The following is a 14,476-nucleotide window of genomic DNA, read 5'->3' as shown; positions in this document are numbered from 1 at the left end:
GGGCCATCTCACGGGCGTTCTTGATGGCGGTGGCGACCTGGCGCTGTTGCTGCGGCGTCAGGCCGGTGACGCGGCGGGAGCGGATCTTGCCGCGGTCGGAGACGAACTTGCGGAGCAGCGTCACGTCCTTCCAGTCGACCTCGGCGATGCCCTCCTTGTGCAGCAGGTTCACCCGGCGCTTCGGGGTGCGTTCGACCCTGGGCACGCGGCTCACCAGCTCGACTTGGTCACGCCGGGCAGCTCGCCCCGGTGCGCCATCTCGCGGAGCCGGATGCGGGACAGGCCGAACGCGCGGTGGAAGGCGCGGGGGCGGCCGTCCACCGCGTCGCGGTTGCGCAGCCTCGTGGGGCTGGCGTCGCGCGGCAGCTTCCGCAACGCCCGCTGCGCCTCGTCGCGGCGCTCCGGGTCGAGCCGGATGACCTCCTTCAGCTCCGCGCGCCGCTCGGCGTGGCGGGCGACGACCTCGCGTCGCCGCCGGTCCTTGGCGATCTTGGACTTCTTGGCCATCAGCGCTCCTCCTTGAAGTCGACGTGCCTGCGCACGACGGGGTCGAACTTGCGCAGCACGAGCCGGTCGGGGTCGTTGCGGCGGTTCTTGCGGGTGACGTAGGTGTAGCCGGTGCCCGCGGTGGACCTCAGCTTGATGATCGGCCGGACGTCGGTGGACTTGGCCATCAGACCTTCACCCCCTGGCGGCGCAGCTCGGCGACCACGGACTCGATGCCGCGCCGGTCGACGGTCTTGATGCCCTTGGTCGACAGGGTGAGCACCACGTACCGGTTCTCCGAGGGCAGCCAGAAGCGGCGGCGCTGGGTGTTGGGCAGCCAGCGCCGGGACGTGCGCCGGTTGCTGTGCGAGACCTGCTTGCCGAAACCGGGCCTGCGCCCGGTCACCTGGCAGTGCCGTGAGGACACGCTACCTCCAACTTGAAACGACAATCGTTTCCGTTAGGCTAACCCACATGGGAACAGAGGTCGTACTGGTGGCCGGACTCGCGCAGCACGACGTCGCCGAGGAGGTGTGGCGCGCCCTGCCGGGATCGGTGCTGGTGCGCCACGACCTGCGCGGCCTCGCCGAGGGCGTGGTGCGCCGCTGGGTGGACGGTGAGCTGACCGTGCTGGAACTCGCGCACGGCTGCGTCTCCTGCACCCTGCGCCTGGACCTGCTGCCGCTGCTGGAGCGGCTGGGCGGCCGGGTCGTGGTCCACCTGGACCCGGCGCTGGAGCCGGAGGCCGTGTGCTTCGCCCTGCGTGAGGTGGACGTGCGCGTGGAGGCGGTGCTCACCGTGGTGGACCGGGCCACCTGGCTGGCCGACGCCACGGGTGAGGACGCGCTGGCCGATCGCGGCCTGGCCGCCGCGGCGGGTGACGAGCGGACCGTGGCGCAGGTCGTCGTGGGGCAGGCCGAGTTCGCCGACGCCCTGGTGGTGACCGGCGTCGGGGCCGACCCGGTGCTGGACGCCGTGCTGGACCGGCTCAACCCGCGCGCGCCGCGCCGCGACCGGCGCGTGCTCGACGTGGCCGGACTGCTGGCCTCGATCCCGGCCGACGCGCGCCGGGGCGGGTTCGACGACGGCTTCGGCGTGCTGCTGCACGGGCAGCCGCCGCTGGAACCGGCCCACGGCGCGGCCGTCGTGCACTTCACCGAACGCCGCCCGTTCCACCCCGTGCGGCTGCACCAGGCCATCGACGTCCTGCTCGACGGCGTCGTGCGCACCCGCGGCCGGGTCTGGGTCGCCAGCCAGCCCGAGGTCGCGCTGTGGCTGGAGTCCGCCGGCGGTGGCCTGAACGTCGGCAACCTCGGCCCGTGGCTCGCGGCCGTCGACGACTGGTCCGACGTGCCCGCCGAACGCCGGGCGGTCGCCTCGGCGGTGTGGGACCCCCGCTTCGGCGACCGGTCGCAGGAGCTGGTGGTCATCACGGCCTCCGCGTCGCCGGAGGCGATCACGGCGGCGCTGCACGAGGCGCTGGTGACCGACGAGGAGCTGGAACTCGCCGACGAGCTGGAGTTCGTCGACCCGTTCGCCGAGTGGCACGACGAGATGGAGGAGCTGTGAAGCGGCCCCGGTGACCGCCCGGGACCCCGTGCGGCGTCAGGCCGGCCCCGCCCCGGCGTCGTGCTCCAGCCGGACGGGTTCGCGCAGCGGGCGGACGGCGAACCACCCCGGACCGGGCAGCGCGACCAGCGGGGCCAGGGCGCCCTGGGGGGAGGTCGCGTCGGCCAGGCCGCCGATCAACGGCCCGGCGACGCCGCCGACGCTCACCGCGAGCCCGAGCGTCACCCCGCCCGCCGTGCCGGGGTGACGGGGCAGGTAGTCCTGCCCGAGGGTGATGTGCGGCGAGAACGGCACGGACAGGCCGATCGCGCAGGCGGCCGTGAACAGCAGGAGCGCCGGTCCGGGGACGAGCACGACCCCGGCGACGGCCGGCGCGGTCGGGTCGACCTGCGCCTCGTCGGCCTGCCCGCGCGGACCGACCCGCTGGGGCTGCGCGAGCCGACGGTGCTCGCGGTGAACCCGCTGCTGCGAAAGCTGATCGTCGCCCACGCCCGCGACCCGGCCGAGGACGGCCCGGAACGGCGCCGGCTGCGCGCCGTGCTCCTCGACCAGCTGCGCGCCTCGCCGCGCCGGGCCGTCCAGCTCCCGACACCCCGCGACCCCCGCGCGCTCCGCTCCGCGCTGCACGCAGACCCGGCCGACCTCGGCATGACCTTCCCGCAGTGGCGAACCCAGTTGCGCCTCTACCACGCCCTGCGCATGCCGGCCGACGACGTGCCCGTGACCGCGGTGGCGCACCGCTGCGGCTGGTCGTCGGCCAGCGCCTTCATCGACGCCTTCCGCCGCTCGTTCGGCCACACCCCGGGCGCCTTCCGCCGCTGCGGCTGATCCCGCCGCAGCGGCCGTACAGCGCCGTGGTGACACCGCACGTCGACCGGAGCGCAGCCGTCCACTTGCACCACCGTGGAGCACGGGTGCCACTGTCGAGTGCTTTGTTCCCAACGGAATCTCCCGCGCGTCCGTCCTGTGGTAGGCACGAACCGGGCGACGCGACGCGTTGCCGTGACGGCCACCCGCGAAGGGAATGTCATGACCCCGGGAAAGCGCTTGATCTCGTTCCTCGTCCTGCTCTCCACGGCCCTCGGCCTGGTGGCCGCGCCGGCCGCGCACGCCGCCCCGCCGGCACCGGCCGCGCCGGTGGTGTGCAAGGAGCCGTTCTACCTCAACGATGAACGGTTCGGACCGAAGGACCTGCCCCCGCCGTCCCACGTGGTGGGTAAGCTGCTGAACGGGTACGAGCGGTTCGGCGACGCGCAGAACCCGGTGACGTTCCTCAACACGTACTGGGGCGACAAGGGCTGGAAGTACCCGGCGAACGACGGTTTCGCCGGCACGCCGACGACCGTGGTGCTCCAGCCGGGCCAGTTCCTGGACCGCTTCGGCGGGCAGTCCGGCAGGTTCCTGAGCCCGACGGGCACGCCGTTCGCGCAGCGCTCGCTGCCGCCGCAGAGCCTCAACACCTGCGAGTACGAGAAGGGCACCTGGATGCCGTACGGCTACTACCGGTACAAGATCCTGAAGGAGTTCCCGGTGCTCAGCGGGACCGCGGCGAAGTGGTTCGGGCAGCCGGGGGGCGGGACGCAGTACAAGGTCGTGTCACCGGTCGACCCGCCGCAGCGCCGCAACGTCGCGTGGCTGGTCGCGAACGGCTACCTCGGCGTCGTCGGGTGACCGGGACCGTCGTGGACCGGGTCGCGCTGGTCGAGGCGCTGGACCGCGCGGGCGTCCCCCGTGCGATGTACGAGGTCGAGGGGGTGCGCGAGTTCGGCGCCGTGCCGCCCACGGACTTCTACTTCCTGCGCGAGCGCGGTGACCGCTGGCAGGTCGGTGTGTACGAGCGAGGCGAGTACGACCCGTTCGAGGAGTACGACACCGAGGGTGAGGCGACCGCCGCCTTCCACCGGCGGCTGACCGAGGCGTAGCCCCGACGCGGCCACGACGAGCGCGGGGCCCGGCGCTGCCCCGCCGGGCCCCGCGCCGTCAACCGTTCCGCCGACCCGCCTCCTGCCACGTCACGGTGTGCCGCAGCGCCGCGACCGCGCGGTCGACGTCGGGGTGGATGGCGATCGTGGAGTCCACCTTGGTGAGGCGGAGCGGGGACAGCACGGTGCTGTGCTCGGCCACCAGGGCGAACCCGACGCCGCGGCGCTCGGCGTGCCCGGCCACCTCCGCCAGCAGGTGCACGCCCGCCGCGGCCATGAAGGTCACGCCGGTCAGGTCCGCCACGAGGCCGGATTCCGCGCTGTCGAGCCAGAGCAGGAGTTCCGACCACACCAGGTCCCTCGAACCCAGGTCGATCTCACCGGTGACCCGGACCACCTGGACGTCACCCACCGCGACCGACTCCACCGCCACCACTGACGAACCGCCTCCGTCCTCACCGCACCGGTGATGTCGGGGGAGGTCTTACCCGTTCCGGTGCCGCTTACACGTCGCCGGCCGGACCACCCGCGGTGATCGTCGACCACTCCGCCGGGTGAACCTGGCGTGGTGAGCGCGCGTTCGGCGCGCGGCCGTCGTGCGCGGCGCGGTGCGACGGCACAGACTTCGGTCATGGCCGAGGAGAACTTCAAGAAGGGTGACGAGGTCACCTGGTCCAGCCACGGGCAGACCGTGCACGGCGAGGTGGTCGAGAAGATCACCGAGGACACCGAGGCAGCGGGCCGGAAGGTCCGCGCGTCGGAGGACGACCCGCAGTACCGCGTGCGCAGCGACAAGAGCGGCAAGGACGCGGTGCACAAGCCGGGCGCGCTGGAGGAGGACTCGTGAGCGGCGAGTTCGACGAGGCCGTGAACATGACGGCGACCCAGCTGGAGCGGTGGCTGGACACCGACGAGTCGAAGTCGGTCGGCCAGTCCGACGGCGGCGAGTCGGTCGGGCACGAGTCCGGCAGGCGCATCGTCGAGCTGCTGCGGAAGAAGAAGGGCGAGCTGACCGACGACGACCAGGCGCACATGCGCAAGGTCGTCGGCTACGTCCACCGCCACCTAGCGCAGCGCCCGAACGGGGACGTCGAGCACACGAAGTGGCGCTACTCCCTGATGAACTGGGGACACGACCCCCTGAAGGACTGACGCCGCCGAGTCCGCCTCGTGGGCCCTTCCCGGCGGTCGGCCGCCGGCGGTGGTGGGGTCGGGTGGGGTGGTGGGGGTGCGACAGGTTGCCCGGCGTGATCGAGCTGGGACCCGTCGCCTGGCCGCCCGCCCGGTTTCTTCGTCGTCGACCTCGACGGGGCGATGATCGGCATGGTCACGTTCGACCGGCGCGACCCGCGCCGTCCCGGGCCCGCTCGCCCCGGACGCGGGGGAGGCATGGCTCGGCTACCTGTTCCTGCCGCGGGCTTGGGGACGTGGGTACGCCGTCGAGGCGTGCTCGGCGGCGCTGGGCTGGTTCGCCGACGCGCTTCCCGGTGAGCAGGTGGGTGGTCTGCACCCAGGTCGCGAACGAGCGCGCGGTGCGCCTCGCGGCGAAGCCGGGGTTCACCGAGGTGGAGCGGTTCGAGGCGTACGGCGCGGAGCAGTGGTTCGGCGCGTGGTCGCGGGTCACGCCGTCCGGTTGAGCCCGGCGGCGCGGTAACGGCGGGTGTCCGGGCGACGAGACTCCCACATGAGGACTCCGGTTCGTGTTCTCGCCGCTCTGCTGCTGCCGCTCACCGGGTGCAGCGTGACTTTCACCCCCGCTTTCCCCTCCTCCACGACGTCGACCACGACGCCGACCACGAGCACGACCTCCGCGTCGCCCGCCCCGGCGACGGTCACGGTGCAGGCGCCCGCGGGTCTGGTCGGCGAGTGGGGTCCGCGCATCCACGACCTGTCGACCGGCCCGGCGGACTGCGCCGGGCCGGCGTCCCGGGACATATCGTGTGCCCTCTACCTGAGCCGCGTGTTCAACGCGTGGGCCGAGCTGAACGTGGTCCTGGCCGCACAGCTCGACCAGGTCCGGTACCGGCCGGTCGAGGTCGAGCTGGACCGGGCGATGGACGCGTTCACCGAGTTCATGCCGTGCAGCGAGGGCAAGGGCGACCAGGCGCGGTGCGCCGAGTTGGCCGCGGTGGTCGCGGGCTCGCCGGGAACGGTCGACACGGCGCTGCGCGACGCCGAGAAGTGACACCCGCCCGCGCGATGGCCCGAGGGGTTCTCCGCCGGGCGGTCGCGACGCCGAGGGACGCCGAGGGACGCGGAGGAGCGGACCGGCACGCGGTGGGGGCCGCTTCTGCGCCACAATCGGTCGTGGACCGGGTGCGGCGGCGAGGGGGAGGGCCAGGGTGCGTTACCTGCCTGCGGGCGATCGGCCGGGGATGGCTGCCTGGTGGGGGCCGGTCTCACTGGGCCTGGCGCTGCTGAGCTGGTTGTTCCCGGTGGGCGGCGCGGTGGTCGCCGCGGCGGCGGTGACCTGCGGGGTGCTGTCCGTGGCCAGGGACCGCGAGTACCGCCTGGACTGGACGGCCCTGGCCGGGGCGCCGATCGGCGCGGCCCAGCTGGGGCTGTCGCTGCTGCTGGTGCTGGCGGACGCCACGAGCCGGTGATCGCGGCGGGGCACCCCACCGCGTGAGCCCGTCCGGTGGTGAGGCGGGGTGCGGGAACGCCCCGACCGGGCTCAGGAGCAGCACCGCGGTGTCGCCGGGACGGCCGACCGCTCCGGCGGGTCGTGCTGCGCGGCCGCTTCCGCGTCGGCGAGCAGGCGGGTCCGTTCGGCCGGGGTGATGTACCGGCCGCGGTGCACCACGGAGTGGACCCGGCGCACGTTGCCGATGTCGGCGAGCGGGTCGGCGTCCAGGACCACCAGGTCGGCCGGCTTGCCCGGGGCGACCGTGCCCGACCGGTCCTGCCGGCCGAGGCACCGCGCCGCGTCCCGCGTCGCCGACTGGAGCGCGCGCATCGGTGACAAGCCCGCGGCGACGAGCTGCGCCAGCTCGTCGTGCAGCGAGAAACCCGGGAACCTGAACGGTATCCAGCTGTCCGTGCCGGCCACGACGCCCACACCGGCCCGGTCGAGTTCGCCGACCATCCGGACCTTCGCCCCGAACACCGCGCGTGCCCTGGCGGTCTCGGCCGGCGGCCGGTCGCGCACGGCCGTCACCTGCGCCGACCACTGAGCCCGCGTGCTCGGGTGGACGTAGCGCTCCAGCAGGTCCCGCAGCCTCGGGTCGGCCAGGGTCTCCGCCGCTTCGAGGAACGTCCGCTCCACGCCCAGCGTCGGGCACTGCCACGTCCCCGCCCGCCGCATCGACCGGTACAGCGAAGCGGCGACCGCCGGGTCGTGCGTGGCCAGCGCTTCGTGCTCCAGCTCCGCCGACGTCCGGGCCCACAACCCGGCGTCCTCGGCGCCGGCGAACGCGGTCCGCATCCGGTCGAGCAGCTCGTGCCTGCGCGACGACGTGGACAGCGCCATGGTGTACAGGTGCTCCACGGTGTGCTGACCGCGCCTGACCGCGTCCTGGGCCGACACCTGCATCGGCACGTGCCCGGCGAAGGCGATGCCGAGCCGCGCCGCCTCGGCCGCCGCGGCGGCGTACGGGCCGGGGAACAGGTGCGAGTAGACCTTGACGAAGTCGGCGCGCTGCCGCACGGCCCCGACCACCGCCGCGCGGGCCTCCGCCTCGGTGCGCACCTCGACCACCCCGTCGCCGAGACCGGCCCACGGGGACAGGGGGCCGTCGACCAGGTGGCTCGCCAGCACCATCCGCGGGCCGAGCAGCTCACCCCGGTCCACCGCGTCCCGGATCGCGAACCGCGCACCGGGACCACCCATGTCGCGGATGCCGGTGACCCCGTTCGCGACGTGCAGCGGCAGGAACGTGTCCACCAGCCACGCCCCGTGCGTGTGCACGTCCCACAAGCCCGGGATCACGAACCGGCCGCCGAGGTCGACCACCCGCACGCCCCGGGGCCGCGCGGGGTGCCGGCCGACGGCGATGACCTCCTCGCCGGCCAGGACCAGCACGGTGTCCGGTGCCGGCGGCGAGCCGGTCCCGTCGATCAGCGTCGCGCCGGTGAGCACCGTGATCCCGGTGCCCGCGGCGGCGGGCACGGCCCCCGCGACCGCGCCGACCGCGCCGAACGTGCCGCCGGCCAACCAGGCGAGGAACTCGCGGCGAGTCGCCACACCCCGTACGACCACCTCGCGTCACCTCACCGGGTGCTCGACCGGTACCGCGGGTTCACCCTTCAAGGGTCACCACGGGGACCACACCTGGCTCTGCGTGACCTGGCACGGGAAGATCAGGGCGGGAGAGTAGTCGGCGTAGGACTGGACGTCCAGGCAGATGCCGCCACCGCCGCCGACGTTGCGGACCTTGTTGCTCGCGGTCACGGTCCACTGCTGGCTGGCCGCGTTGTAGCACGGGTACAGGTGCACGGGGGAGTTGTCGGCGTAGGAGCTCACGTCCAGGCACATGGCGCGCCCCGACCCGAGGTTGCTGATGGTGCCGTTGTCCTCCCGCACCCAGGTCTGGCTGACACCGCCGTAGCAGCCGTACAGCGTCGCGGGGGTGCCGCCGGCGTAGGAGGTGACGTCGAGGCAGCGCTCGTCCGACCCGGCGTTCTCGAACACCACGGGGACCGGGACGGCCTCCGCGCCCCCGATCCCGGCGCCGCCCACGAGCCCGGAACCGATGAGCAGGACCACCGACAACAATCGCGATAATCGCCCGGTCACGACCGCCTCCATTCCTCGTGATCTCATAATGATTTCCCGGTGAATTCCCGTTCAGCATCCTGTTCGGCGGTGGTGCGCGTCAATCGGCAGAAGAGTGTTTCCGCGCGGTTCCCGACGACCGGCATCGACGGATCGCCCACGCAGGCGGCGTCCATGCCGATTACCGCGGGTATCCACGCACCGTGGAGTTGTGCGCCCCGCGTTGTTTTCCGGCGGTCGCCGAGGAATTCCACTCCGTTCGCGCCGCCACCCGGCCGAACGTGAGCCGGCCGCCGCTCCCGTCAGTTCTCGTAGAAGTAGCCGGTCACGTCGACCACGAGGTCGAGGTCGCCGTCGCTCCCGTTGTGGAACGCCGCCGTCACGTCCTCGGTGACGGCGAGGTTGTTGGTCACGGCACCGGCGGCGAAGTTCAGCGTGGAGGCGTTCGGCCGGAGCTCGAACGGGTGCGGGTGGTAGGCGGTGAGGTGGCCTTCGCGCCGGGGGTTGACGACCTTCGCGTTGAACATCACCGCGGTGGGGCCGAAGTCGAGCGGCGGGGCGCCGAGACCGAGGGTGTACTCGGTGGTCGACCTGCCCGGCAGCGCGCCGGCGGGACCGCCGACGGCGGTGCGGGTGTCGACCGCGCGGAGCGGTGACACGGGCAGGAGGAAGCTGTCGCCGCCCGGGGCGAAGTAGCCGACCACGTCGACGACGAGGTCCACGGCCGCGTTCGCGGAGAAGGTGATGTGCCCGTCGGCGCTGATGGGCACGATCGCCGCGTTCGTGACGACCTGGCCCGCCGCGTAGTTGAGGTTGGAGGTCTGCGGGGCGCCCGTGCCGCTGGGGAAGGCCGTCAGGTGGCCCGGTGCGCTCGGGTTGACCACCGTGATGTTGAGCAGTGCCGCGCCCGCGTAGCGGGGGACACCGCCGGTGTAGTGGCCGGCGACCCGCTGGGTGAACGCCTCGCCGGCGGCGATGGACCGGGGGAACGGCATCCCGTGACCGGTGCGCGTGTCGAGCAGCCGGTTCGGGTGGACCGGGGTGAAGCCGTCGGTCTCCGCGGTCCTGGTGAAGTAGCCGGAGACGTCGGCGATCAGGTCGACGGTGCCCGGACTGGCGTTGTGCAGGTCGAGGTGGCCGCCGCCGACGGCGACGGTCGCCAGGCCGGGCACGGTCCCGCCGGCCCGGAAGTCCACCGCGGACGCGGTGGGCCTGGCCTGCCCGGCGGGGTGGGCGGTGAGGTGCCCGTCGGCCGTCGCGTTGGTGACGGTGAGGTTCACGGACACCGCCGTCACGTCCGCCGGAACCCCGTGGCGGCCGCCGATCGCGAGCCGCAGGGTGCTGTACGGCGCGACCTTCCGGGCCGGGGCGCCGATCCCGCTCCTGGTGTCCAGGAACCGGGTCGGTCCGTGCTCGACGTACCCCGAGCCGAGCGTGGTGAAGCTGGTCGTCGTCGTCGCGGTGGCGCCGCCGGCGTCGGTGGTGGTGGCCCGGACCCGGTAGGTGCCGGGGCTGTCGTACCGGTGCTGGGCCACGCCGTGGGGGACGGCCGCGGTGTCGCCGTCGCCGAAGTCGAACGTGGTGCGGGTGATGTTCCACGGGTCACCGCCGGGGTCCACCGCGAACCTGGCCGTCATGCCACCGTGCGTGGTCGCGGCCAGGGTGGGGTTCAGCGTCCCGCCCGCGGGCACGACCTTGACCGGCCAGGACCTGTCGGTGGTCAGCAGGGACTCGCTGGTCGCGGTCACCTTGACGGTGTAGGTGCCGGTCGCGCGGTAGGCGTGGGTCGCCGAGCACGGCGACACCGTCGTCGTCGTGCCGTCCCCGAAGTCGATCGCGCAGGTGAAGGGCGCCCCCCACAGGGAGCGGAGGGTGCCGCCGACGGTGACCACGCCGCCGACCGGCGCCTGCGACGCGGACGTCGCGAGGGACTCGCTGACGATCTGGTCCTGCTGCTCCCGCGCGCCGCGGTCGAGGTAGGGGACGGGGCCCGTCCCGGTGTCGGGCACCTGCGGGTTGTCCACCCGGGGGCCGTTGACGGCCTGGTCGAGCACGCCCGGCGCGGCGGCGTTGCCGGAGTCGACGGCCGCGGTGCTGTCGTCGGTGCGCGCCTGCAGGTCGTGGGCGCCCTGCCCGGTGGCGGCGTGCAGGGCGGTGGGGGTCTGGTGGGCGGTCCCCGCCCAGCGGTACGCGTTGAGGTGCGGCAACACGGTGTTGTAGTCGAGCGTGACCCCGGGGGCCGCCGCGCCGTCGACCTCGATCGCGTGCACCGGTCCTCGCGGGCAGTAGCTGCTGACCGAGGCGGACAGCACGTCCGAGACGACGTTGTTCTGGATCGAGGAGCCGGTGGTCGCGCCGGTGACCACGACCGCGCGGTGGCACGACTCGTCGAAGTCGTTGTTGGTGACGGCGAGGGCGTCGACGCCCTCGGCGACCACGCCGTGGTTGCCCAGCGAGGTGATCCTGTTCCCGGTGACCGTGACGCCGGAGCCGCCGGCGGCGTGCACGGCCCGCCCGCGCGTGCCGAAGTCCGTGCGGCTGACCGTGACCTCCGTGGACCCGCCGGTGATGCGCACCGAGTCGGCGCCGCCGTAGGGGTCCGCGTCCGGGCGCAGCGAGGCGCGGTCGAGCGTCACCCGGTCGGCGTCGTCGACCACGACGGCGTGGGTGGCGGTGGCGCCCTGGACGGTCGTGCCGCGCAGCGCCACGTCGTGCGCCCCGCGCACGGTGATCGTCGGCGCGGTGCCGCCCGCCGGGCGCCGCACGGTTCCGCCGGTGAACACGATCGGCGCGTCGGCGGTCCCGGACCGGGTGATGGTCACGCTCTCGTCGTGCGTGCCGGTGATGTCGACGACCTGGCCGGGGCCGACCACGTCGGCCGCCGCCTGCACCGTGCAGAACGGCGTGGTCGCGCTGCCGTCGCCGTCGTCGGTGCACGTCGCGGTGTCGCGCACGTGCAGCGTGGTGGCCGCGGCGTGCGCCACCGGCACCGGCACCACCCCGGCGAGGACCGCGAGTGCCGCGGCCGCGGCGGTGGTCGACAAGCGCACGGTGTCTCCTCGGGGGCGCACGGCGGACGGCTCGGTATTCCTACCGCGAATCGTCGCCGGCTGTGACCGGGTTTCCTCATCCGGCTCACCCTGCTGCTCCGGTCGGTGGGGTCGGGCGCCGTGCCGGGGGTCCGGGCCGCGGGCCTGCCCGAACGGGCGGCGCATCCCGCCCCGGCGGCCGTGTCCGGACCGCGGGCGCGGGGCGATGATGGGCTTGCGGCCTCCACGACGGGCGGGCACGGTCGTGGACGGGTGCGCGCTGCGGAGGGAGTGCCGGTGGCACCACACCGGGTGGAACGCGAGAACCGCCTCCGGGACGAGCGCGGCACCGGCGGGGCGCGCCACCGCGTCCTGCCGCCGCTGCTCGCCCTGCAACGCGCCGCCGGGAACGCGGCGGTCGCGCGGGCGGTCCTCCAGCGGGTCGGCCTCCAGCGGGTCGGCCCGCCGACGGTCACCGCGGTGACCCCGGCGGCGGCCGAGGTGGGCGTGGGCCGCGACCTGGGCGTGCGGGCCACCGTGACCGGTTCGTCGGCACCGCTGACCTGGGCGCTGGCGGGCGCGCCCCCCGGCGTGACGATCCACCCCTCGGGCAAGCGGGCACAGGTGCGGACACCGGCGCCCGTGGCGGGCGCGGCGATCGGCGGCGCGAACTTCACCGTCACCTGCTCGGTCGGCGGGGCCGCGCCCGTCGTGTCCACGCCGGTGCTGCTGGTCGAGGTCACCGGCGTCGCGTTCACCCCGGCGCCGGCCTTCGGCGCCTCCTTCGCCACGGCCATCGGCAACGCCGTGCCGCCGGCCGCCACGGCCGACCCCAACCGCGACGGCGTCACCGGCAACACCGCCACCGCGGCGGTCACGACCGCGCCCGCCGGGCGCGCCGTGGCGTTGACGACGCCCGGCAGACCGGGCGCCGCGGTGGCCGGCACGGTCGTCCACCCCCGCGCCGGCACGGGCACCCAGCGCGTCCGCGTCACCGACACCGCCACCCGGACCTTCACCGAAGCGCCGCTGACGATCAACAGCGTGCCCACCAGGGTCAGCGGGTTCGGGGCGCAGACCACCGCGATGCCGGGGCAGTACGGCGGCTGGAACACCGTGCTGTTCGGCGCGAGCGACCCCTCCGGGGCCGGCAGCCGGCCGATCGCCGAGATCATCACCCAGGTCCGGGACGACTTCGCCTTCGGCGCGCCGATGGCGGGCGCGGGCGCGCCGTCGCTCGCGTTCTCCGCGCCGGCCGACAACTGGACCGATCAGAACACCACGCCCACCACGATCGACGTCAACGCGTTCGAGGGCCCCGGCGTGCCGCACCCGCCCCGGCTGATCCTGTACCGCCAGCAGTTCTTCTGGATGTCGTGGACGGGCACGTTCGCCACCACCGCGTCGGCCACCGGCACCCACCGGCGCACGCTGCTCAGGTCCGGCGGCGGTCACGTGTTCCGCACCGAGCAGTTCTTCCCCGGCGCGGCGGCCCCGCCGATGAACGACCCGTACGCGGGACCGCCGCTCGTCGTCCTGTCCGGGGTCACCGCCGCGCCCGTCGCCGCCGACGGCGTCTCGACCACCAACGCCACCGTCGCCACCACCGTCCCGGGCCGTCAGGTGGACTGGTCGGTGCTGTCCGGGGGCGGCAGCGCGGCGATCACCGCCGGCGCCGCGGCCAACCCGGTCGGCTCACCCGCCGTGCTCACCGCGACCACCACCGCCGGCCGGGTGCGGCTGCGCGTCGCCGACACCGCCTTCCCCCACCGCAGGGCGGACGGCGTCGTGCGCGTCCTGCCCGTGGCGCTGCGCGGCATGACGGCCCCGAGGTCCGTCGCGGCGGGCGTCGGCGTCGCCACCGTGTCGGTGACCGCGAGCCCGGCGGGCCGCGTGGTCGACTTCGTCGCCGACAACGGGGCCGTGGTCGGCCCGCCCGCGGTCGCGGGCAACGTCCACACCGCGACGGTCACCCCGCCGGTCGGCTTCACCGGCGTGGTGACCGTGACCGCCAACGACCACGTGCTGCCGGCGCGGACCGCGACCAGGCGCATCAGGTTCCGGTGACGGGGATGCCGGAGCACGGCGCGCAGCGGCCCCCGGACGGCCCCCGGGTCCGGTCCGGGTTCCGGGTCGCCACCCCCGACCCGCCCGCCGGCGGGGCGTGCGTCGTCGTCTGGTCGGTCGAGGCCCTGACCTCGGACCTGCACCTGCTGACCGGGACGGACCGCGGCGGCGGCCGACCGGCGCACGTGGGGCTGCGCGCCGTCCTCGACGGGGTGGAGCTGCCCGACCCGGCGACGGCGCCGGCCCTGGGCGGCCCGTCCGGCGTGGTCGTCGTCCGACCGGGCGAGCCGTACGAGCTGCGCCTCCTGGTCAACCGGTTCGCGCGGCTGGAACGGGCCCGCGAGCTGGTCGAGCCGGGCGCGAGCGGGACGCTCGTGCTGAGCTGCCGCCGGGCCCTGCCGCTCGCCGCGCGCCCCGGGGAGGCGTTCGCGCTGAGCGGGGCGCCCGAGGTCACCGCCGAGCTGCGGGTGACCGTCCACCACGACGAGGAGGCCCTCGAAGCCGAGATCGCCGCCCTCGTGGAGGTGCTGCGCGGCCGGTGGCGGGAGGCCACGTCGAACGAGCTGGAGACGGCCCTGGACACCCTGGTCGCGCTCCGGCTGCCCGAATCGCGCACCGCGCTCGCCGGGCTCACCGACCACCCCAACCCGCTCGTGCGCCAGGAGGCGGACCGCGCCGCCGCCCGCTGA

General features: G+C 74.5%; 21 protein-coding genes. 11 read left to right on the top strand and 10 right to left on the bottom strand.

The annotated features are described in order from the left end of the window. From rpsR to rpmB, 4 genes are all read right to left on the bottom strand, one after another. Positions 1-205 (bottom strand): 30S ribosomal protein S18 (gene rpsR / locus ACR807_RS37125; protein WP_438926191.1); only part of this gene is annotated, 205 nt, incomplete at its 3' end. 5 nt (positions 206-210) lie between these two features. Beyond that, on the bottom strand, positions 211-507 hold the full coding sequence (gene rpsN, locus ACR807_RS37120) for a 30S ribosomal protein S14 (protein ID WP_438926190.1): 297 nt from the start codon (positions 505-507) through the stop codon (positions 211-213). Then, positions 507-674, bottom strand: a complete 168-nt coding sequence (gene rpmG, locus ACR807_RS37115) for a 50S ribosomal protein L33 (protein ID WP_033439124.1) — start codon at positions 672-674, stop codon at positions 507-509. Before rpmG ends, rpsN begins: the two co-directional genes overlap by 1 nt. Further along, a complete protein-coding gene (gene rpmB / locus ACR807_RS37110; RefSeq protein WP_438926189.1) occupies positions 674-913 on the bottom strand; it encodes a 50S ribosomal protein L28 in 240 nt (79 codons plus the stop codon). Before rpmB ends, rpmG begins: the two co-directional genes overlap by 1 nt. Positions 914-960: 47 nt before the next feature. On the opposite strand from rpmB, the gene mrf reads away from it, so the two are divergent. Next, entirely contained in the window at positions 961-2,055 is a 1,095-nt protein-coding gene (gene mrf / locus ACR807_RS37105) for a ribosome hibernation factor-recruiting GTPase MRF (protein WP_438926188.1), read from the top strand. A 36-nt stretch (positions 2,056-2,091) separates the two neighbouring features. Here the strand turns inward: mrf and ACR807_RS37100 are convergent, their stop codons facing one another. Beyond that, positions 2,092-2,544, bottom strand: a complete 453-nt coding sequence (locus ACR807_RS37100; RefSeq protein WP_438926187.1) for an MFS transporter — start codon at positions 2,542-2,544, stop codon at positions 2,092-2,094. On the opposite strand from ACR807_RS37100, the gene ACR807_RS37095 reads away from it, so the two are divergent. The 3 genes from ACR807_RS37095 to ACR807_RS37085 all read left to right on the top strand — a co-directional run bounded on the left by ACR807_RS37095 (position 2,509) and on the right by ACR807_RS37085 (position 3,977). After that, positions 2,509-2,883, top strand: a complete 375-nt coding sequence (locus ACR807_RS37095) for a helix-turn-helix transcriptional regulator (protein WP_438926186.1) — start codon at positions 2,509-2,511, stop codon at positions 2,881-2,883. The two genes, ACR807_RS37100 and ACR807_RS37095, sit on opposite strands and share 36 nt — an antisense overlap. A 201-nt stretch (positions 2,884-3,084) precedes the next feature. Next, complete coding sequence (locus tag ACR807_RS37090) at positions 3,085-3,726, top strand: TNT domain-containing protein (RefSeq protein WP_438926185.1); 642 nt, start codon at positions 3,085-3,087, stop codon at positions 3,724-3,726. Then, entirely contained in the window at positions 3,723-3,977 is a 255-nt protein-coding gene (locus ACR807_RS37085; protein ID WP_438926184.1) for a hypothetical protein, read from the top strand. The genes ACR807_RS37090 and ACR807_RS37085 overlap by 4 nt, the downstream gene beginning before the upstream one ends. Positions 3,978-4,035: 58 nt before the next feature. On the opposite strand, the gene ACR807_RS37080 is transcribed toward ACR807_RS37085, so the two are convergent. Beyond that, complete coding sequence (locus tag ACR807_RS37080; protein ID WP_438926192.1) at positions 4,036-4,404, bottom strand: STAS domain-containing protein; 369 nt, start codon at positions 4,402-4,404, stop codon at positions 4,036-4,038. A 204-nt stretch (positions 4,405-4,608) separates the two neighbouring features. Between ACR807_RS37080 and ACR807_RS37075 the strand changes: the two genes are divergently transcribed. The 5 genes from ACR807_RS37075 (at position 4,609) to ACR807_RS37055 (ending at position 6,580) form a co-directional block, all read left to right on the top strand. Then, on the top strand, positions 4,609-4,824 hold the full coding sequence (locus ACR807_RS37075; RefSeq protein ID WP_438926183.1) for a hypervirulence associated TUDOR domain-containing protein: 216 nt from the start codon (positions 4,609-4,611) through the stop codon (positions 4,822-4,824). Further along, positions 4,821-5,129 (top strand): DUF3140 domain-containing protein, encoded by a 309-nt coding sequence (locus ACR807_RS37070; RefSeq protein WP_438926182.1) that lies wholly within the window; start codon positions 4,821-4,823, stop codon positions 5,127-5,129. The genes ACR807_RS37075 and ACR807_RS37070 overlap by 4 nt, the downstream gene beginning before the upstream one ends. Positions 5,130-5,464: 335 nt before the next feature. Continuing rightward, positions 5,465-5,614 (top strand): hypothetical protein, encoded by a 150-nt coding sequence (locus ACR807_RS37065; RefSeq protein ID WP_438926181.1) that lies wholly within the window; start codon positions 5,465-5,467, stop codon positions 5,612-5,614. Between the two features lie 47 nt (positions 5,615-5,661). Further along, positions 5,662-6,162 carry a hypothetical protein gene (locus tag ACR807_RS37060; protein ID WP_438926180.1) on the top strand — a complete coding sequence of 167 codons (501 nt, stop codon included), beginning with the start codon at positions 5,662-5,664 and terminating at the stop codon, positions 6,160-6,162. A gap of 190 nt (positions 6,163-6,352) precedes the next feature. After that, entirely contained in the window at positions 6,353-6,580 is a 228-nt protein-coding gene (locus tag ACR807_RS37055) for a hypothetical protein (RefSeq protein WP_438926179.1), read from the top strand. Positions 6,581-6,651: 71 nt separating this feature from the next. On the opposite strand, the gene ACR807_RS37050 is transcribed toward ACR807_RS37055, so the two are convergent. From ACR807_RS37050 to ACR807_RS37035, 4 genes are all read right to left on the bottom strand, one after another. Further along, on the bottom strand, positions 6,652-8,160 hold the full coding sequence (locus tag ACR807_RS37050) for an amidohydrolase family protein (protein WP_438926178.1): 1,509 nt from the start codon (positions 8,158-8,160) through the stop codon (positions 6,652-6,654). 69 nt (positions 8,161-8,229) lie between these two features. Then, positions 8,230-8,712: an RICIN domain-containing protein gene (locus ACR807_RS37045; RefSeq protein WP_438926177.1), complete on the bottom strand. Its 483-nt coding sequence runs from the start codon at positions 8,710-8,712 to the stop codon at positions 8,230-8,232. Positions 8,713-8,735: 23 nt separating this feature from the next. Then, a complete protein-coding gene (locus tag ACR807_RS37040; protein ID WP_438926176.1) occupies positions 8,736-8,867 on the bottom strand; it encodes a hypothetical protein in 132 nt (43 codons plus the stop codon). Positions 8,868-8,993: 126 nt separating this feature from the next. Continuing rightward, on the bottom strand, positions 8,994-11,741 hold the full coding sequence (locus ACR807_RS37035) for a PKD domain-containing protein (protein ID WP_438926175.1): 2,748 nt from the start codon (positions 11,739-11,741) through the stop codon (positions 8,994-8,996). 276 nt (positions 11,742-12,017) lie between these two features. Here ACR807_RS37035 and ACR807_RS37030 point away from each other — a divergent pair, with 276 nt between their 5' ends. After that, positions 12,018-13,787: a hypothetical protein gene (locus tag ACR807_RS37030; protein WP_438926174.1), complete on the top strand. Its 1,770-nt coding sequence runs from the start codon at positions 12,018-12,020 to the stop codon at positions 13,785-13,787. Between the two features lie 5 nt (positions 13,788-13,792). Next, positions 13,793-14,476 carry a hypothetical protein gene (locus ACR807_RS37025; RefSeq protein ID WP_438926173.1) on the top strand — a complete coding sequence of 228 codons (684 nt, stop codon included), beginning with the start codon at positions 13,793-13,795 and terminating at the stop codon, positions 14,474-14,476.

The organism is Saccharothrix sabaoui (genome assembly GCF_051756985.1).
In the GTDB taxonomy this organism is placed as follows: Bacteria; Actinomycetota; Actinomycetes; order Mycobacteriales; family Pseudonocardiaceae; genus Actinosynnema.
This window is presented reverse-complemented; position numbering and strand designations above follow the sequence as displayed.